This is a genomic window from Variovorax sp. GW821-FHT10D07 (assembly GCF_059415325.1).
Window position 1 is genome coordinate 616,929 of record NZ_JBWKMZ010000002.1, and the last position, 19,000, is coordinate 635,928.

The window sequence follows — 19,000 nt, forward strand, 5'->3', positions numbered from 1 at the left end:
ATCAGATGAGAATTGATCTTATTTGGATCAGGATTTCCTGGAAGCCGGCAGTGGCTTCGGCGCCGTTCAGTGCCCCTCCTCCCGCACCTTCAAGCCCCAGGTGGCGCGCGCACCGAGCGCCACCACCCCGCCCACGACCCAGAACACGCCGCCGATGCCGATCAGCGCACCCAGCGAGCCGAACAGCATCGGCATCGCCACGCTCGAGGCATTGATGGTCATCAGCCGCAGCCCCAGCGCCTCGCCATGGCGGCTGTGCGGCGTGATCTGGTGCAGCATGCTCATCACCATCGGCTGCACCGCGCCGAGCGCGAAGCCCAGCACCACTGAGCACACGCCCATGCTCAGGGCCGAGGGCAGCAGCGGGTAGACCAGGAAGACGCCAACCGTGACCAGGGTCGAGACGAAGATCACGCTGCGCTCGGAGGCGCGCGAGGCGATCGCCGGCAGCACGATGCGGATCACGGCCGCCGCGATCGCGAAGGCGCCGAGGATCGAGCCGATCACCGAGGCGCTGATGCCGCGCTCGTGCCCCAGCACCGGCAGCACGAAGGCATGCACGTCCCAGCTCGAGGACTGCAGCCAGTTCACGAACAGCAGGCGGCGGAACATCGGTTCGCGCAGCAGGTCCCAGGCGCGCGTGGGCACGGCCCCGGGCAGCGGCGGCGTGGGCGGCGGCTCGTGGGCGCCGCGCGCCATCAGCCAGCACAGGATCGGCAGCAGCGCCATGGCCGCGAAGCAGACGCGGAAGGCCAGCATGTCGGCGGCCGCGCGGCCCGCGTGGTCGATCAGCAGCCCGGCCAGGAACGGGCCGACGAAGTTCGCCACCGCGGGCGCGATCGCGAGCCAGCTGAACACCCGCTTGAGCTCGGTCGGCGTGGTGGCCGAGCGGCCCACGTGGCGCTGCAGCGCGATCACGGTCGCGCCGGTGGCGCCACCGGTCAGCAGCGCCGCCACGCACATGGCCGGAAAGACCGGGAACGCCCAGACCAGTCCCGCACCCAGCGAGGCCGCGATCACCGACAGCAGCAGCGGCCGCTTGAAGCCGTGGCGGTCGGCGAAGCGCCCGGCCGGCAACGCGAGGAAGACCTGGGTCAGCGCGAACAGCGCGATCAGCACGCCGACGGCCGCCGCGCTGTAGCCCTGCTGCAGCGCCAGCAGCGGCGTCGCCAGCCGCATGCCGGCCATGGTGGCGTGGAGGCAGACCTGCGCGCCGATGACGCGCAGCAGTTCGCTGCCCTTCACGGCTTGCCGCCGCTGTCGGGATCGGCGTCGATGCCTTCGGCGCCCGCGGCCAGCGGCGGCAGCAATGCCTGCGCCTGGCCCTCGGGCAGCGCCTCGACCTTGCGCAGCGCCAGGCGCATCTGCCTGGCGCGCGTATCGGCCTTGTCGAGCGTGTCGGAGGCTTTGGCCACCTGTTCCTTCACGCGCTCGACCCACTCGCCGTAGCGCTCGAACTCGGTCTTGACCGCGCCCAGCACCTTCCAGACCTCGGAGGCCTGGCGCTCGAGCGCCAGCGTGCGAAAGCCCATGTGCAGGCTGTTGAGCATCGCGAGCAAGGTGGTCGGGCCGGCCAGCGTTACGCGGTGCTGGCGCTGGATCGCGTCCATCAGGCCCGGCCGCCGCAGCACCTCGGCATAGAGGCTCTCGACCGGCAGGAAGAGGATCGCGAAATCGGTGGTGTGCGGCGCCGCGAGGTAGCTCTCGGCGATGGACTTGGCCTCGGCGCGGATGCGCGCCTCGAGCGCCTTGGCGGCGAGCTCGGCGGCCACCGCGTCGGCCTGCTCGTGGGCCTCGATCAGGCGCTCGTAGTCGTCGCGCGGAAACTTAGCGTCGATCGGCAGCCAGACCGGCGCGCCCTCGTCGCCGCGGCCCGGGAAGCGGATCGCGAAGTCCACCCGCTGCCCGCTGCGCGGCTTGGTCTCGACCTGGCGCGCGTACTGCTCGGGCGTCAGCACCTGCTCGAGCAGCGCCTCGAGCTGCACCTCGCCGAAGATGCCGCGCGTCTTCACGTTGGTCAGCACGCGCTGCAGGCTACCGACACCGACCGCCAGCGTCTGCATCTCGCCCAGCCCCTTGTGCACCTGCTCGAGCCGCTCGGCCACCTGCCGGAAGCTCTCGCCGAGGCGCGCCTCGAGCGTGCTCTGCAGCTTCTCGTCGACGGTCTTGCGCATCTCGTCGAGCTTGGCGGCATTGCCCTGCTGCAGTTGCGTGAGCTGGCTTTCCATCGTGGCGCGCACCTCGGCGAGACGGCGCGCATTCGATTCCGACAGGCCCTGCAGCTGCGACGCCAGCGTGTCGGCCAGCGTCTTCTGCAGCGCGGCGAGCTGCAGCGCGAAGGCATCGAGCTGGGCGTTCTGCGTGCGCGTGGCCTCCGCGCCCTGCATCACCAGCGACTGCTGGAAGGTGGCGAAGGCCTGCGCGGTTTCCTGCCGCGCGCCGCGCGAACTCTCCGCGATCTCGCGGCGCAGTTCGCGCTCGGTGCGCTCGTTGGCGGCGAGCAGTTCGCCATGATCGGGCGGCGGCGCCCGGCGGGCCAGCAGCCAGACGAGGAGCACGAGCTGGATGACGGCCACGACCGCCAGGGCCAGAAGAATCAAGTCGGTGAGTTCCAAGGGGATCGCGGGGCGCTTTCTATTCTTTTTTGTTCGGCGGAGATGGCTTACCTGGCGGCCACCGGCGTGACCGGCGTCAGCGGGCCCTTGCCCGTGAAGAAGGCGATCAGGTTGTCGGCCGCGAGCCCGGCCATGGCCTTGCGCGTGGGCACCGTGGCGCTCGCGATGTGCGGCGTGAGCACGACGTTGGGCACGGTCAGCAGGTCGGGATGGACCTTGGGCTCGCCCTCGAACACGTCGAGCCCCGCGGCGGCGATGCGCTTCTCGCGCAGCGCCACGGCCAGCGCCGCGTCGTCGACGATGCCGCCGCGCGCGATGTTCACCAGCGTGGCGGTGGGCTTCATCAGCGCGAGTTCGGCCGCGCCGATGGTGTGGTGCGAGGCGGCCGAGTACGGCACCACCAGCACCACGTGGTCGGCGGTCTTGAGCAGATCTTCCTTGCTCGCGTAGGTGGCCTTGCATTCGGCCTCGAGCGAGGCGTCGAGCCGCGAACGGTTGTGATAGATCACCTTCATGCCGAAGCCGTGCGCGCCGCGCTTCGCGATGCCCTGCCCGATGCGGCCCATGCCGATGATGCCCAGCGTGGCGCCGTGGATGTCGGAGCCCGCGAACATGTCGAAGCTCCACTTCTGCCACTTGCCCGCGCGCAGGAAATGCTCGCTCTCGGCGATGCGGCGCGCGGTGGCCATCAGCAGCGCGAAGCCGAAGTCGGCGGTGGTCTCGGTCAGCACGTCGGGCGCGTTGGTGCCGACCACGCCGCGCGCGGCCATCGCGTCGACGTCGAAGTTGTTGTAGCCCACGGCCATGTTGGCGCAGATCTTCAGGTCGGGGCAGGCGTCGAGCAGCGCGGCGTCGATGCGCTCGCTGCCGGTGGTGAAGGCGCCCTGCTTGCCCTGCAGCTTCGCGGCGAGCTGCTCCCTGGTCCAGCTCTCGTCGGACTGGTTCGACTCGATCTCGAAATGCTGCGCCAGGCGCTCGAGGGTCTCGGGAAAGATCGCGCGGGCGACCAGGATCTTGGGCTTGCTCATGGGCTTTGTCTCGCTAGCGGAAGAAAAGGAAGGTGGAGAGGACGAACAGCGGCAGCAGGATGGCCATCGACCAGGCCATGTAGCCGAAGAAGCTCGGCATGCGCACGCCGCGGCTCTCGGCGATGGCCTTGACCATCAGGTTGGGCGCATTGCCGATGTAGGTGTTGGCGCCCATGAAGACCGCGCCGGCCGAGATGGCCGCGAGCGTGGTCGCGTAGGTGGTCATCAGCGCCGCGGGATCGCCGCCCGCGGTGTTGAAGAACACCAGGTAGGTCGGCGCGTTGTCGAGGAAGGAACTGAGCGCGCCCGTGGCCCAGAAGTACATCGCGGGGTCGGGCTGGCCGTCGGGCCGCGTGACCGCCGAGACGACCGCGCCGAACGGCCCCTGCGTGCCGGCCTTGAGCATCGCGATCACCGGGATGATGGTCAGGAAGATGCCCGCGAACAGCTTGGCCACCTCGGCCATCGGACCCCATTCGAACTGGTTGGCCTGGTGCACCGACTTCGCCGTGATCTTGAGCGAGACCAGCGTGATGGCGATCAGTCCGGCATCGCGCAGCAGCCCCGGCAGGCCGACCTCGGTGCCGGCCACGTCGAAGTGCACGCCGGACTTCCAGAAGCCGCTCATGAGCACCAGCGCCACCACGCCCGCGAGCAGCCAGAAGTTGGCGGCGCCGTCGAAGCCGATGCCGCGCGTGTCGGGCGTGGGGTCGACCGGCAGGATGCCTTCCTTGCGGTAGTAGTGGCGGTCGATCAGGTAGAACAGGACCAGCAGCACGCCGAGCACGAACATCGTGTCGGGCAGGATGTTGCGCGCGGTCCAGAAGAAGTCCACGCCCTTGAGGAAGCCGAGGAACAGCGGCGGATCGCCCAGCGGCGTGAGCGAGCCGCCCACGTTCGAGACGATGAAGATGAAGAACACGACCACGTGCACCCGGTGCACGCGGTTGTCGTTGGCGCGGATCAGCGGGCGGATCAGCAGCATCGAGGCGCCCGTGGTGCCCATGAAGCTCGCGAGCACCGCGCCGATCGCGAGGATGGCGGTGTTCAGGCCCGGCGCCCCGTGCAGGTTGCCACGGATGTGGATGCCGCCGGCCACCGTGAACAGCGTGGTCAGCAGCACGATGAACGGGATGTACTCGGCCACCAGCGCATGCATGAGCTGCGTGCCCGCGAGCGCCGGGCCGTGCAGCGCCGCGAAGGGCAGCAGGAAGGCCAGCGCCCAGGCCGCCGAGACCTTGCCGTAGTGGTGGTGCCAGAAGGACGGCGCCAGCAGCGGCATCAGCGCGATCGAGAGCAGGATGCCCGCGAACGGCACGCCCCACAGCGGCGACAGCGAGCCGCCGTCGAAATCCGCGGCCAAGGCCGGCCCGGCAACGAGCAACGGCACCATGGCCGCCACGAGACGCATCGATTTTTTCATGGGGCCGTACCGTAACAGAGCCAGGCCCCGCGGCGGCCCGCGTGAACCCGCATCAGGCGGCAGGCTGCTCGATCTCGAACACCTGGCGCAGGTAGGCCAGGTACTTCTCGTCCTCGCACATGTTCTTCGACGGGGTGTCCGAGAGCTTGGCCACCGGCTGGTCGTTGCAGCGGATCATCTTGATCACGATCTGCAGCGGCTCGTAGCCCAGGTCGTTGGTGAGGTTGGTGCCGATGCCGAAGGCCAGCTGGCAGCGGCCGCGGAACTGCTGGTAGAGCTCGATGGTGCGCGGCACCGTGAGGCCGTCGCTGAAGATCAGCGTCTTGGTGCGCGGGTCGACGCGGTTCGCGAGGTAGTGCGCGATCATGCGCTCGCCCCACTGGAACGGATCGCCGCTGTCGTGGCGCGCGCCGTCGAACAGCTTGCAGAAGTACAGGTCGAAGTCGCGCAGGAAGGCGCTCATGCCGTAGACGTCGGACAGCGCGATGCCCAGGTCGCCGCGGTATTCGCGCGCCCAGCTCTCGAAGCCGAAGATCTGGCTGTCGCGCAGCCGCGGGCCCAGCGCCTGGCAGGCCTGCAGGTATTCGTGCGCCATGGTGCCCAGCGGGATCAGCCCGAGCTTCATCGCGTAGAGCACGTTGCTGGTGCCCGCGAGCTGCGGCAGCCGGCCGCCGGGCTGCGAGCTCGAGGGCGGCGAGGTCACCGCGCCGAGCCGCGCGTTGAGGGTGCGCAGCACCTCCTCGTGCCAGTCCTTCGAGAAGCGGCGCCGCGTGCCGTAGTCGGCGATCTTGAGGTCGCCGAGGCCGGCCTCCTGCAGCTGCGCGATCTTGATCTCGAGCCGGCGTCGGCCCTCGTCGAGGTCGGGGCGCTTCTGCGTGTTGCGGAAGTAGACCTCGTTGACGATCGCCAGCACCGGGATCTCGAACAGGATGGTGTGCAGCCACGGGCCCTGGATGCGGATCTCGAGCTCGCCCGAGGGCTGGGGAATGATGTTGATGTACTTCTCGTTGAGCCGGAACAGGCCGAGGAAGTCGATGAAGTCGCTCTTGATGAAGCGCATCGAGCGCAGGTAGGCCAGTTCTGCATCGCGGAACTGCAGCGAGCAGAGGCTGCGCACCTCCTCGCGGATCTGGCTGGCGAACTGCGCGAGGTCGACGCCGGGGTTGCGGCACTTGAAGCGGTACTCGACGCGTGCCCCCGGGAAGTGATGCAGCACGACCTGCATCATGGTGAACTTGTAGAGGTCGGTGTCGAGCAGGCTGTGGATGATCATGGTGCGGCGCGCGTTGTCTCTCTGTCGTCCCGGCCCGAAGTTTTTCGGGCGCCGCTCGATTATCACGGCCCCCGTCGGCCTGTGCCTACGGACCCTGCACTGCACGTCCTACCACTGGGGTGAATGCACCTGTAGACAGTGTTTTTCACGGCGGCGAAATGGCCCGCCGAATCAACCTCTCAAGGAGATTCGCATGAACAAGGACACCATCGAAGGCAACTGGAAGCAGCTCAAGGGCAAGGTCAAGGAGCAATGGGGCAAGCTGACCGACGACGACTTCGACGTCATCGCCGGCAAGCGCGACCAGCTGCTGGGCCGCATCCAGGAACGCCACGGCATCAGCCGCGACGAGGCCGAGAAGCAGGTCAAGGACTGGGAATCGCGCGACGGCCGCACGCCCGACGCGCTCTGGTTCGAACGCTACTGAGGTCCTGACTTCCGCTTTCCCTCATCCATCGACTAGGAGAACTCCAAAATGAAGAAACACCTGCTCATGCTCGCGCTCGCCTCCACCTGCTTCGTCGCCACCCAGGCCGGCGCCCAGATGAACAAGGACGAGCACAAGGTCGCCAAGGAAAAGATCGAGGCCGACTACAAGGTCGCCAAGACCCAGTGCGACACGATGAAGGACAACGCCAAGGACGTCTGCCAGAAGGAAGCCAAGGGCAAGGAGAACGTCGCCAAGGCCGAGCTCGAACAGCAGTTCAAGCCCAGCGACAGCAACGCCCGCAAGGTGGCCGAGGAAAAGGTGAAGGCCACCTATGAAGTCGCGAAGGAAAAGTGCGACGACCAGACCGGTGACGCCAAGTCCGCCTGCGTGAAGCAAGCCAAGGCCGACGAGGACAAGGGCAAGGCCGACATCAAGGCGATGGCCAAGAAGTAAGCCGCTTCTCTTACCTCGCAACGACAACGGCGCCTCGAGGGGCGCCGTTTCTCTTGGGGCTCAGGCCCGCAGCGAATCGACCACGCGCTGCAGCGCCTCGGGCAGCGGCACCGGCCGCTGGGTCGTTCGGTCGACGTAGACATGCACGAAATGCCCCTGGGCCGCCGCGGTATCGGCACCCTGCGCGAACAGGCCGACCTCGTAGCGCACGCTGGAACGGCCGGCCTGCGCCACGCGGATGCCGGCCTCGATGGTCTGCGGGAAGGCCAGCGGCGCGAAGTAGTTGCACTGCGTCTCGACCACGAAGCCGATGGTCGAGCCCTGGTGGATGTCGAGGGCGCCGCGCTCGATCAGCAGCGCGTTCACCGCCGTGTCGAACCAGCTGTAGTAGACGACGTTGTTGACGTGGCCGTACATGTCGTTGTCCATCCAGCGCGTGGGAATGCTGCGGAAGACGGGGTAGCTGGCGCGCGGTTGCGGCACGGGCTTGGGGCTGGGAGAGGCAGGCGTCGTCATCGCGCGAGATTCTGCCAGCGGCCCTCGCCGGCTCCAGGCGACTGCGCGACACCCGCGGCCGCCATTGCGTTTCAAGGCCGGCCGGCCCGGTTTAGAAAGCCGCTTCTAAATTGCTGCAAAGCAACAAAAACCCCTTGCCCGGAGATTTCAGCTGCCTATACTTGAGCCCATGCTGCACCGCAACAAAGCCGACGAGGCGCAGCGCAACGTGAATAGACCAACCATCATCCCTTTCGGAGATTCCAAATGGCCCTGACCGCTGACCAGATCCTCGCCGCCCAAAAAGCCAACCTCGAAACCCTGTTCGGCCTGACCACCAAGGCATTCGAAGGCGTCGAGAAGCTCGTCGAACTCAACGTGACCGCCTCCAAGGCCGCCCTGTCCGAAGCCGCCACCACCGCCCAGGCCGCCCTGAGCGTGAAGGACGCGCAAGAACTGCTGACGCTGCAAGCCAGCCTGTTCCAGCCCCTGGCCGAGAAGACCGCCGCCTACAGCCGTCACCTGTACGAAATCGCCCAAGGCACCGGCGCCGAATTCACCAAGGCCTTCGAATCGAAGGCCAGCGAAGCCCAGCAAGCCTTCGTCGGCCTGGTCGACAGCGCTTCGAAGAACGCTCCCGCCGGTTCGGAAACCGCCGTCGCCGTGCTGAAGAGCGCCGTCGCCGCCGCCAACAACGCTTTCGAATCGGTGCAAAAGGCCGTCAAGCAAGCGTCGGACGTCGCCGAAGCCAACTTCAACGCCGTGTCCACGCAAGCCGTCGCCGCTGCCAAGACCGCGACCGCTTCGTCGCGCAAGCGCTAAGCCGCCGACCACCACCAGTTGTCTCCTTGGGTCCTCACGGATCCAATTCAGGGCCTCGTCTTCGGACGGGGCCTTTTTTTTATGCGCGCGCCGAAACCGCGGCGCGCCGGGCCGTCTTCGATAATGCAAGGCTTTTCTTCCTCAGGAGACTCCTACATGCAGATCGACGGCAAGGTTTTCATCGTGACCGGTGGCGCTTCGGGCCTCGGCGAAGGCGCGGCACGCATGCTGGCCGGCAACGGCGCCAAGGTCGTCATTGCCGACATGCAGGCCGACAAGGGCGAAGCCGTCGCGCGCGACATCGGCGGCGTGTTCGTGAAGTGCGACGTGAGCCAGGAAGCCGACGGCCAGGCCGCGGTGGCGGCCGCGCTGCAGCTCGGCAAGCTGGTCGGCCTGATCAACTGCGCGGGCATCGCGCCGGCCGAGAAGACCGTGGGCAAGAACGGCCCGCACGCGCTGGCGGTGTTCAGCAAGACCGTCACGGTCAACCTGATCGGCAGCTTCAACATGATCCGGCTGGCCGCCGACGCCATGAGCAAGAACGAGCCCGAAGCCACGGGCGAGCGCGGCGTGCTGATCTCGACCGCCTCGGTCGCGGCCTACGACGGCCAGATCGGCCAGGCCGCCTACAGCGCCTCGAAGGGCGGCGTGGTCGGCATGACGCTGCCGATCGCACGCGACCTGGCGCGCAACGGCATCCGCAACATGACGATCGCCCCCGGCATCTTCGGCACGCCGATGCTGTTCGGCATGCCGCAGGAGGTGCAGGACGCGCTGGCCGCCAGCGTGCCCTTCCCCTCGCGCCTGGGCACCCCGGCCGACTACGCGAAGCTGGCCAAGCACATCATCGAGAACGACATGCTCAACGGCGAGGTGATTCGGCTGGACGGAGCGATTCGACTCCCGCCCCGCTGAGCGGCGCACGCGGCGGCTTGGCGCTGCCGGTGCGGTCCAGGCGCTCGTAGTTCGCGATCACCTGGGCGCCCAGCAGCACCAGCGTGGCCGCGATCTCGAGGCTCAGCAGCACCACGATCGCCGTGGTCAGCGAGCCGTAGACGACGTTCACCTGCGACAGCGTCGAGAAGTACCAGATCAGGATCCGCCGCGTGGCCTCCCACAGCAGCGCGGCGGTGATGCCCCCCAGCAGCGCATGGCGCAGCGACATCCGCCCGGCCGGCATCACGAGGTAGAGCGAGGTCAGCATGAAGATCTCGCCGCCCAGCCCCAGCAGGTACAGCAGCAGCCCCGACACGCCCGACAGCGACCAGCTGCGCCCCAGCAGGTCGACGCTCTCCTGCCCCACGAGCTGCAGCGCGCCCGACACCAGCGTGACCAGCAGCAGCCCCACGCACAGGCACAGGATGTAGACGTAGGGCATCGCCACCGACACCAGGAAGTGGCGTTTGTGGTCGGCCTTGCGGTGGTGGAAGATCACCGCCATCGCGCTCTCGAGCACGCTGAAGGCCAGCGAGCTGAAGAACACCATGGTCACCAGCAGCACCGGCCCGAGCACGTCGCGGTGGTCCAGGAAGCTCGAGAGCTCAGCCACGATGGCCTTCGACTGGCCCGGCAGCAGCCATTCGAGATAGCGGCCGATGGTGCGCAGCAGCTCGGCCTGGTCGATCACGTGCGACAGCGCGATCACGCTGACGATCAGCAGCGGCACGATCGACAGCAGCGCGTAATAGGCCACGGCACCGGCCAGCAGCAGCCCCTGGTTGGCGCGGAACTCCTTCAGGGCGTCCCAGCCGAAGCGAAGCGGGTGGCGCAGCAGCGGGGCGGCGTGTTTCAGCGGATTGATCGTCGTCATGCGGGCGGGGTGGTCGGTCGCCGCCAGTATGCCGTCGGGTCGCGGGGGACCCGCGGCTTGCGTATGATTTGCCGCTCCCCGCCTACATGACCATCCCCGCTTCATTCATCCAGGAACTCATCGCGCGCGCCGACGTGGTGGAAATCGTCGGCCGCTACGTGCAGCTCAAGAAGGCCGGCGCCAATTTCATGGGGCTGTGCCCCTTCCACGGCGAGAAATCGCCCTCCTTCTCGGTCAGCCCGACCAAGCAGTTCTATCACTGCTTCGGCTGCGGCGCCCACGGCAACGCCATCGGTTTCCTCATGGAGCATGCCGGCATGGGCTTCGTGGAAGCCGTGCACGACCTCGCGGGCCAGTACGGCCTGCAGGTGCCGGAAGACGACGCCTCGCCGGCCGAGCGCGCGCGCGCCGCAAGCCAGCGCCAGAAGCAGGCCACGCTGACCGACGTGCTCGAGAAGGCCGGCGACGCCTTCCGCAAGCACCTGCGCCAGGCGCCCGGTGCCATCGACTACCTGAAGGGCCGCGGCGTCTCGGGCGAGATCGCCAAGCAGTTCGGCATCGGCTACGCGCCGCCGGGCTGGCGCACGCTCGCGGGCGTGTTCCCCGACTACGAGGACCCGCTGCTGGCCGAGAGCGGCCTCGTGATCGTCAACACCGAGGACGGCCAGGTCGAGGCCAGCGAGGCCAAGCGCTACGACCGCTTCCGCGACCGGGTGATGTTCCCGATCCGCAACGTCAAGGGCGAATGCATCGGCTTCGGCGGCCGGGTGCTCGGCGACGAGAAGCCCAAGTACCTGAATTCGCCCGAAACCCCGGTCTTCAGCAAGGGCCGCGAGCTCTACGGCCTCTACGAGGCCCGCGCGGCGTTCCGCGACCGCGGCTACGCGCTGGTCACCGAGGGCTACATGGACGTGGTGGCGCTGGCCCAGCTCGGTTTCCCGAACGCGGTGGCCACGCTGGGCACGGCCTGCACCACCGAGCACGTGCAGAAGCTGTTCCGCTTCACCGAGTCGGTGGTGTTCAGCTTCGACGGCGACGCCGCCGGCCGCCGCGCGGCGCGCAAGGCGCTCGACGGCGCCATGCCCTATGCCACCGACACGCGCAGCATCAAGTTCCTGTTCCTTCCGGCCGAGCACGATCCCGACAGCTTCATTCGCGAGTTCGGCGCCGAGGCCTTCGCGCGCTTCGTGCAGGAGGCCACCCCGCTGTCGCGCTTCATGATCGAGGCCGCGCGCGAGGGCTGCGACCTCGGCACCGCCGAGGGCCGCGCCCACATGAGCAGCAACGTGCGCCCGCTGTGGAGCGCGCTGCCCGACGGCGCGCTCAAGCGGCAGCTGCTGAGCGAGATCGCCACGCTGGTGCAGCTCGACGCGGCCGCGCTGTCGGACCTCTGGGCCACGGCGGCGGCGCCGCGCGGCGGTGGCGGGGCCTCGCGCCAGGCCGAGCGCAGCCAGGAGCGCCCGCCCGACGACGACGGCTACTTCCCCGAACCGCCGGTCTACGAAGAGCGCGAGCGTTACTACGAAAACGATAGCAAGAAACGACCGTTCAACAAGCGCTTCGGCCGCAAGGAGCCGCCGCGCGAACCGATGCGCGGGCGCAGCCAGCCGCTGAGCCGGCCCGACATCGCGGTGCGCCTGCTGCTCGCCAACATGGCGCAGTGGGAGCCGCTGTCGCACGAGGTGCACCTGATGCTGTGCGAACTGCCCGGGCCGCACGGCGCGCTGTTCACCTGGCTCGACAGCCAGCTGCACGAGCACGGCGCCCAGCCCTGGGCCGCGCTGCGCGAAGGCATGCGCGGCCAGGAGTTCGAGGCGCTGGCCGACAAGCTGATGACGGCCTCGGAAGGCGGCGCCCCCATCGATCCGGAAGCGAGCGAGAACGATCTGCTGGCCGAGGCCGCCCGCGAGCTGGGCAGCGTGCTCGATTTCATGCTCGACGACCGCCTCAAGTTCCAGCAGAGCGAGGCCATCGCGGCCGTCGGCAAGGACCCGAAGGCGCTCGAACGCTACAAGGCGCTCGAGGCGCGGCGGCTCGAATTGCGTGCCCGCATGCGTCCCAAGACGGTGTAATTGCTTGAAATTTGCGCAAGACGCTATAATGTAGGGCTTCGCAACTGGCGAAATCGGCAAGAGCGACAGCAGCACCTCCGGGCCGGCCCCTCGCGCAACGCACTCCACGGCAACCCCGCTGGAAAGGGCCAATAACCGCAAGGACTGCACACCAAATGATCGCCCGACATCTTGCCTATTGAGGATTTATTCCTCTTTTGCCCAATTGTTCCTGTCCGGCTGTGCCGGGCTGGCGGCGCTGTCTTCGCGGACCGCGCCCGTGTGATTTCGTGTGATCCCGCTTGTCCATTCTTGTTGTAACGAGGTCGTATGCCCAGTTCAAAGAAGCCTGCTCCTTCACCCGCCAAAAGCGCCGCCGCCAAGCCTGCAGCCGAAAAACCGTTGAAAGCAGCCGCTTTGCCGGCAACTAAGACGGGTGCAGCCGCGTCAAAGGCGGCAGCCGCAACGAAAGTGAAAACCGTGCCCACGAAATCGACGACCACCACCGACGACACCAAGAAGACAGCCGCCAAGACGGCTGCGGCAGGCGCTGCCGCCCCCGCCGCCAAGAAGGTCGGCCGCCCGCCCAAGGCCGCCAGCACCGCTGCCGCCGCGCCCGCCACCGGCGCCAAGCGCGGCCGCAAGCCCAAGGCCGACAAGGATGCGCCCGAGAGCGACGTCGACCTGTCGGACATCGAGGACGACCTGGCCGGTGACGAGCCGGTGGCGGCCGTGGCGACGACCGAAGAGAAGGTCAAGCCGCTGCGCATGAAGATCAGCAAGGCGAAGGAACGCGCCTTGATGAAGGAATTCGGCCTCGACGAGACCGTGCTGTCCGAGGAAGACCTCGCCAAGCGCCGCTCGCGCCTGAAGACCCTGATCACGCTGGGCAAGACCCGCGGCTACCTGACGCACGGCGAAATCTCCGACCACCTGCCCGACAAGCTGGTCGACGCCGAGACCATGGAAGTCGTGGTCACCATGCTCAACGACATGGGCGTGGCCGTCTACGAGCAGACCCCCGACGCCGAAACCCTGCTGCTGAACAACACCGCCCCCACCGCCACCACGGTGGAAGAAGCCGAGGAAGAAGCCGAAGCGGCTCTCTCCACGGTGGACAGCGAATTCGGCCGCACCACCGACCCGGTTCGCATGTACATGCGCGAAATGGGCACGGTCGAACTGCTGACCCGCGAAGGCGAAATCGAGATCGCCAAGCGCATCGAAGGCGGCCTGATGGCGATGATGGAGGCCATCTCGGCCTCCCCCGCCACCATCGCCGAGATCCTGCGCCTGGCCGCCGAGATCCGCGAAGGCAAGGTCGTCATCTCGACCATCGTCGACGGCTTCTCGAACCCGAACGAGGCCGACGACTACGTGGCCGAGGAAGACTTCGACGAATTCGACGAGGAAGACGACGACGACGGCAAGGGCGGCTCCAAGGCCCTGACCAAGAAGCTCGAGGAACTCAAGAACGAGGCCCTCTCGCGCTTCGACCGCATCGCCGAGATGTTCGAGAAGGTGCACAAGGTCTACGACAAGGAAGGCTACGGCACGCCCTCGTACACCAAGGCCCAGCAGTCCCTGTCGGACGAGCTGATGACCATCCGCTTCACCGCGCGCACCATCGAGCGCCTGTGCGACCTCGTGCGCACCCAGGTCGACGACGTGCGCAAGAAGGAACGCGAGCTGCGCCGCATCATCGTGGACAAGTGCGGCTTCCCGCAGGACGAGTTCATCCGCGACTTCAGCGGCTTCGACAAGAACGGCAACCGCATCGCCTCCAACCTGCTGAACCTCAAGTGGGTCGAGAAGCAGGCCGCCGCCGGCAAGCCCTGGAGCGCCGTGCTCGCGCGCAACATCCCGCCGGTGCAGGAACTGCAGCAGAAGCTGGCCGACATCCAGTCGCGCGTGGTGGTGCCGCTGACCGAGCTCAAGGACATCAACAAGCGCATGAACGAGGGCGAATCGTCCTCGCGCGATGCCAAGAAGGAAATGATCGAGGCCAATCTGCGCCTCGTGATCTCGATCGCCAAGAAGTACACCAACCGCGGCCTGCAGTTCCTCGACCTGATCCAGGAAGGCAACATCGGCCTGATGAAGGCGGTGGACAAGTTCGAATACCGCCGCGGCTACAAGTTCTCGACCTACGCCACGTGGTGGATCCGCCAGGCCATCACGCGCTCGATCGCCGACCAGGCGCGCACGATCCGCATCCCGGTGCACATGATCGAGACCATCAACAAGATGAACCGTATCTCGCGCCAGCACTTGCAGGAGTTCGGCTTCGAGCCCGACGCCGGCATCCTGGCCGCCAAGATGGAGATCCCGGAAGACAAGATCCGCAAGATCATGAAGATCGCGAAGGAGCCGATCTCGATGGAAACCCCCATCGGCGACGACGACGATTCGCACCTGGGCGACTTCATCGAGGACAGCAGCAACACGGCCCCGATCGAGGCCGCGATGCAGGCGGGCCTGCGCGACGTGGTCAAGGACATCCTCGACTCGCTGACGCCGCGCGAAGCCAAGGTGCTGCGCATGCGCTTCGGCATCGAGATGTCGACCGACCACACGCTGGAAGAAGTCGGCAAGCAGTTCGACGTGACGCGCGAGCGCATCCGCCAGATCGAGGCGAAGGCCCTGCGCAAGCTCAAGCATCCGTCGCGTTCGGACAAGCTGCGCAGCTTTATTGATACGCTCTGAGCCGGTCTCCCGGTATTTCCCCGACAAGGAGGCGCCCGCAAGGGCGCTTTCTTTTTTGGGCCCCTCTGCGACAGACGCACAGATAAGAAGAATGGAGCAATCCTCATCATGAATCCCGATGCAGACAAACTCTGGCAAGCCCCGCGCTGGGCGCTGGCCGTGCTGCTCGCGGTGCTCGGCATGCTCGGGCCCTTCTCCATCGACACCTACATCCCCGCCTTCTCGGGCATCGCGCGCTCGATCGGCGCGACGCCGGCCGAGATGCAGCAGACGCTCTCGGCCTACCTGTTCGGCTTCGCGTTCATGAACCTGTTCCATGGCGCGCTGTCCGACAGCTTCGGGCGCCGGCCGGTGGTGCTGTGGGGCCTCGCGGTGTTCACGCTGGCCTCGCTGGGCTGCGCGCTGTCGCAGACGATCACGCAGCTGGTGCTGTTCCGCGGCCTGCAGGGCCTGTCGACCGGCGCGGGCATCGTGGTCTCGCGCGCGGTGATCCGCGACATGTTCCCGCCCGCCGAGGCACAGCGCGTGATGAGCCAGGTCACGATCTACTTCGGCGTGGCGCCGGCCATCGCGCCGATCGTCGGCGGCTTCCTGTTCGTGCACGCGGGCTGGCACGCGGTGTTCTGGTTCCTGGTGGCCGTGGGCGTGGTGCTGTTCGCCGCCAACTACAAGCTGCTGCCCGAGACGCTGCATCCCTCGCACCGCCAGTCCTTCCACGTGCGCCACCTGCTGCGCGGCTATTGGGACCTGTGCTCCGACCCGCGCTTCCTGCTGCTGGCCTTCGCCAGCGGCGTGCCCTTCAACGGCATGTTCCTCTACGTGCTGGCGGCGCCGGCCTTCCTCGGCGACCACCTCGCGCTGCAGCCGCAGCAGTTCTTCTGGTTCTTCCTGCTGACCATCGGCGGCATCATGCTCGGCGCGCGCGCCAGCGGGCGCATGGCCGGCAAGGTGGCGCCCAAGCGCCAGATCCGCGACGGCTTCCTGATCATGCTGGTCACCTCGGTGGTCAACGTGATCGCCAACACCTTCTTCCAGGCCCACGTGGCCTGGGCGCTGTGGCCGCTCGCGGTGTTCGCCTTCGGCTGGGCGCTGATGGTGCCGGTGGTCACGCTGCTGGTGCTCGACCTGCATCCCGAACGCCGCGGCATGGCCTCCTCGCTGCAGGCGGTGATCGGCTCCACCGCCAACGGCATCGTGGCCGGCGCGGTGGCGCCGCTGGTGATGCACTCCACGCTCGCGCTCGCGCTCACTTCGACCCTGATGCTGGCCATCGGCCTGGTGGCCTGGGTCTGGCTGCACGGCCGCTGGCCCGACATCGGACGGCGCGTCGCCCACGAGGGCTGAAGCGGCGGCAGGCGAACGAACAAGAACAACACAGAGACACTCTTCGATCCGCATGTCCTCCGCCAACAAGCTCCTCGTCTATCTGCGCGCCTGGCTGCCGGGCCGCACCACCGTCGATGCGCGCGAGCGCCTGCGCGCCATGGGCGGCGCGGCCCTCGGGCTGCTGATCACCGCGCTGATCTGCCGCTGGATCGCGCAGACCCTCGGCGGCAACGCCGTGTGGCTGATCGCGCCGCTGGGCGCCAGCGCGGTGCTGGTGTTCGCGGTGCCGGCCAGCCCGCTCGCGCAGCCCTGGTCGGTGGTGGGCGGCAACACGCTGTCGGCCATCGTGGGCATCGCCAGCGTCAACTGGATTCCCGACCCGGCCGTGGCCGCCGCGGTCGCGGTCAGCGGCGCCATCGGCCTGATGTTCGTCGCGCGCTGCCTGCATCCGCCGGGCGGCGCCGCGGCGCTGCTCGCGGTGCTCACCCACACCACGCACCTGTCGTCGGCCTTCTTCCCCTTCTTCGTCAACTCGCTGCTGCTGGTGCTCGCGGGCGCGGCCTACAACAGCTTCACCGGCCGGCGCTATCCACACGTGCAGGTGGCGCAGCCGCCGCGCGCCGACGCGCGCTTCAGCCAGGCCGACATCGATGCCGTGCTGGCGCGCTACAACCAGGTGCTCGACATCAGCCGCGACGACCTCGAGTCGCTGATCCAGCAGACCGAGCTCGAGAGCTACAAGCGGCGGCTCGGCACGCTGCACTGCGACGACATCATGTCGCGCACGCCGATCACGGTGGAGTTCGGCACGCCGCTGCAGGAGGCCTGGGCGCTGATGCACGAGCGCCGCATCAAGGCGCTGCCGGTGGTCGACCGCACGCGCCGCGTGGTGGGCATCGTCACGCAGGCCGACTTCTTCCGCCAGCTCGACCTGGCGCACCACGAAGGCATCGCGGGCCGGCTGCGCGACTTCATCCGCGCCACCCGCACCGTGGTGTCGAACAAGCCCGAGGTGGTGGGCCAGATCATGACGCGCCAGGTGCGCGTGGCCAGCGCCGACCGCCCCGTGGTCGAGCTGGTGCCGCTGTTCTCCGAGGGCGGCCACCACCACATCCCGATCATCGACGCCGAGAAGCGCCTGGCCGGCATGATCACCCAGTCGGATTTCGTGCGCGCGCTCTACAGTGCGGTGCGGCCCGGGAACTGACTCCCCTTTTTCTTCAAGGAGGCATGCGCATGGCCTGGATCGTGTTGTTCTTCGCCGGCCTGCTCGAGGTGGGCTGGGCCATCGGCCTCAAGTACACCGAGGGCTTCAGCCGCTTCTGGCCCTCGGTGGGCACCATCGCATCGATGGCGCTCAGCGTGGTGCTGCTCGGCTGGGCGATGCGCACCTTGCCGGTGGGCACGGCCTACGCGGTGTGGACCGGCATCGGCGCGGTCGGCACCGTGGTGCTGGGCATCGTGCTGTTCCAGGAGCCCTCGAATGCCGCGCGGCTGGTCTGCGTCGGGCTGATCGTCGCGGGCATCCTCGGCCTGAAGCTCACGAGCGCGCACTGAGCGCCCGCGCGTTCACTCCAGCACCACGTTGGCCTTCTTCACCAGCGCCGCATAACGCGCCGCCTCGCTGCGGAAATAGGCCGCCGCCTGCTCGGGCGTGGTCGGCTTGATGAGGTTGCCCTGCTTGTCCATGGCCTCGCGCACCTCGGCGCTCGCGAAGGCCGCGGCCACGGCATCGTGCACGCGCTGCACCTCGGCCGCCTGCATCTTCGCGGGCCCGATCACCGCGAACCAGCCCTCGACCACGTAGTTCGGCAGCCCCTGCTCGGCGATGGTCGGCATCTCGGGCGCGGCCGGCGAGCGCGCCGGGCCGCACAGACCGATGGCGCGCAGCGCGCCGCTCTTCAGGTGCGGCTGCACGGCCGGCAGCGCGACCACGCCCATCTCGACCTGGCCCGCGATCATGTCGGTGACCATCGGGCCCGTGCCCTTGTAGGGAATGTGCCGCGCCTTCACGCCGGCCTCGTCCATGAACATCTCGCCGGCCAGATGGATGATGGTGCCGTTGCCCGAGGAAGCGTAGTTGTAGCCCTCGGGCTTCGCGCGCAGCAGCGCCACCAGCTCCTTCACGTTCTTCGCCGGCAGCTTCGGGTTCACCGCCAGCACCAGCGGCGTGGCGCCCACCACGCTGATCGGCGTCACGTCGGCGATCGGGTCGAAGGGCATCTTCCTGAACACCGCCGGGTTGATGACGTGGTTGTTCGACACCATGCCCAAGGTGAAGCCGTCGGGCGCGGCCTTGACCACGGTCGAGGTGCCCGTGATGCCGCCCGCGCCCGGCTGGTTCTCGACCACCACCGGTTGGCCGAAGGCCTTGCCGAGCGCGACCGTGGCGGCGCGCACGATGGCGTCCACGCCCGAGCCCGCGCTGATCGGCAGGATGAAGCGCACGGGCCGGTCGCCCTGCGCCCAGGCGGGCCAGGCGGCGAGCGCGGCCGCGCCGGCACCCAGGCCCAGCAGCGCGCGGCGGTTGATGAAGGAAGGCAGTGGGTTGCGCATCGTCTTGTCTCT

The 19,000-nt window shown here is 67.9% G+C and carries 17 protein-coding genes; 9 read left to right on the forward strand and 8 right to left on the reverse strand.

Annotation, left to right across the window (positions count from 1 at the left end; genetic code table 11):
• Positions 1-66: 66 nt before the first annotated feature.
• The 5 genes from AC07PU_RS08240 to pncB all read right to left on the reverse strand — a co-directional run bounded on the left by AC07PU_RS08240 (position 67) and on the right by pncB (position 6,339).
• Positions 67-1,245 carry an MFS transporter gene (locus tag AC07PU_RS08240; RefSeq protein ID WP_093343051.1) on the reverse strand — a complete coding sequence of 393 codons (1,179 nt, stop codon included), beginning with the start codon at positions 1,243-1,245 and terminating at the stop codon, positions 67-69.
• The gene (locus tag AC07PU_RS08245) at positions 1,242-2,600 is read right to left on the reverse strand and encodes a DNA recombination protein RmuC (protein ID WP_495316658.1); all 1,359 of its coding nucleotides are present in this window, start codon (positions 2,598-2,600) and stop codon (positions 1,242-1,244) included. The genes AC07PU_RS08240 and AC07PU_RS08245 overlap by 4 nt, the downstream gene beginning before the upstream one ends.
• A gap of 62 nt (positions 2,601-2,662) precedes the next feature.
• Complete coding sequence (locus tag AC07PU_RS08250; RefSeq protein ID WP_495316660.1) at positions 2,663-3,643, reverse strand: 2-hydroxyacid dehydrogenase; 981 nt, start codon at positions 3,641-3,643, stop codon at positions 2,663-2,665.
• Between the two features lie 13 nt (positions 3,644-3,656).
• Positions 3,657-5,066, reverse strand: a complete 1,410-nt coding sequence (locus tag AC07PU_RS08255; protein WP_495316662.1) for a sodium:proton antiporter — start codon at positions 5,064-5,066, stop codon at positions 3,657-3,659.
• A 52-nt stretch (positions 5,067-5,118) separates the two neighbouring features.
• On the reverse strand, positions 5,119-6,339 hold the full coding sequence (gene pncB, locus AC07PU_RS08260) for a nicotinate phosphoribosyltransferase (RefSeq protein ID WP_093343057.1): 1,221 nt from the start codon (positions 6,337-6,339) through the stop codon (positions 5,119-5,121).
• A gap of 193 nt (positions 6,340-6,532) precedes the next feature.
• On the opposite strand from pncB, the gene AC07PU_RS08265 reads away from it, so the two are divergent.
• Positions 6,533-6,766 carry a CsbD family protein gene (locus tag AC07PU_RS08265; protein ID WP_057590415.1) on the forward strand — a complete coding sequence of 78 codons (234 nt, stop codon included), beginning with the start codon at positions 6,533-6,535 and terminating at the stop codon, positions 6,764-6,766.
• Between the two features lie 48 nt (positions 6,767-6,814).
• On the forward strand, positions 6,815-7,222 hold the full coding sequence (locus AC07PU_RS08270) for a hypothetical protein (protein ID WP_203205268.1): 408 nt from the start codon (positions 6,815-6,817) through the stop codon (positions 7,220-7,222).
• Between the two features lie 60 nt (positions 7,223-7,282).
• Here the strand turns inward: AC07PU_RS08270 and AC07PU_RS08275 are convergent, their stop codons facing one another.
• Positions 7,283-7,738, reverse strand: a complete 456-nt coding sequence (locus AC07PU_RS08275) for an acyl-CoA thioesterase (protein ID WP_495316663.1) — start codon at positions 7,736-7,738, stop codon at positions 7,283-7,285.
• Between the two features lie 246 nt (positions 7,739-7,984).
• On the opposite strand from AC07PU_RS08275, the gene AC07PU_RS08280 reads away from it, so the two are divergent.
• Positions 7,985-8,539, forward strand: a complete 555-nt coding sequence (locus AC07PU_RS08280) for a phasin family protein (protein WP_057590418.1) — start codon at positions 7,985-7,987, stop codon at positions 8,537-8,539.
• Positions 8,540-8,695: 156 nt separating this feature from the next.
• Positions 8,696-9,454: a 3-hydroxyacyl-CoA dehydrogenase gene (locus AC07PU_RS08285; RefSeq protein ID WP_057590419.1), complete on the forward strand. Its 759-nt coding sequence runs from the start codon at positions 8,696-8,698 to the stop codon at positions 9,452-9,454.
• On the opposite strand, the gene AC07PU_RS08290 is transcribed toward AC07PU_RS08285, so the two are convergent.
• Positions 9,402-10,349 (reverse strand): YihY/virulence factor BrkB family protein, encoded by a 948-nt coding sequence (locus tag AC07PU_RS08290; protein WP_093343060.1) that lies wholly within the window; start codon positions 10,347-10,349, stop codon positions 9,402-9,404. The genes AC07PU_RS08285 and AC07PU_RS08290 overlap by 53 nt on opposite strands.
• 86 nt (positions 10,350-10,435) lie before the next feature.
• On the opposite strand from AC07PU_RS08290, the gene dnaG reads away from it, so the two are divergent.
• The 5 genes from dnaG to sugE all read left to right on the forward strand — a co-directional run bounded on the left by dnaG (position 10,436) and on the right by sugE (position 17,989).
• Complete coding sequence (gene dnaG, locus AC07PU_RS08295; RefSeq protein WP_495316665.1) at positions 10,436-12,421, forward strand: DNA primase; 1,986 nt, start codon at positions 10,436-10,438, stop codon at positions 12,419-12,421.
• 309 nt (positions 12,422-12,730) lie between these two features.
• Positions 12,731-15,106, forward strand: coding sequence for an RNA polymerase sigma factor RpoD (gene rpoD / locus AC07PU_RS08300; RefSeq protein ID WP_093343063.1), 2,376 nt, complete (start codon positions 12,731-12,733; stop codon positions 15,104-15,106).
• 108 nt (positions 15,107-15,214) lie between these two features.
• Positions 15,215-16,450 (forward strand): multidrug effflux MFS transporter, encoded by a 1,236-nt coding sequence (locus AC07PU_RS08305; RefSeq protein ID WP_093343064.1) that lies wholly within the window; start codon positions 15,215-15,217, stop codon positions 16,448-16,450.
• A 52-nt stretch (positions 16,451-16,502) separates the two neighbouring features.
• Positions 16,503-17,639, forward strand: a complete 1,137-nt coding sequence (locus tag AC07PU_RS08310; protein ID WP_495316668.1) for an HPP family protein — start codon at positions 16,503-16,505, stop codon at positions 17,637-17,639.
• A gap of 29 nt (positions 17,640-17,668) precedes the next feature.
• A complete protein-coding gene (gene sugE / locus AC07PU_RS08315; RefSeq protein ID WP_093343472.1) occupies positions 17,669-17,989 on the forward strand; it encodes a quaternary ammonium compound efflux SMR transporter SugE in 321 nt (106 codons plus the stop codon).
• A 12-nt stretch (positions 17,990-18,001) separates the two neighbouring features.
• Here the strand turns inward: sugE and AC07PU_RS08320 are convergent, their stop codons facing one another.
• A complete protein-coding gene (locus AC07PU_RS08320; RefSeq protein WP_093343067.1) occupies positions 18,002-18,988 on the reverse strand; it encodes a tripartite tricarboxylate transporter substrate binding protein in 987 nt (328 codons plus the stop codon).
• Positions 18,989-19,000: the final 12 nt, after the last annotated feature.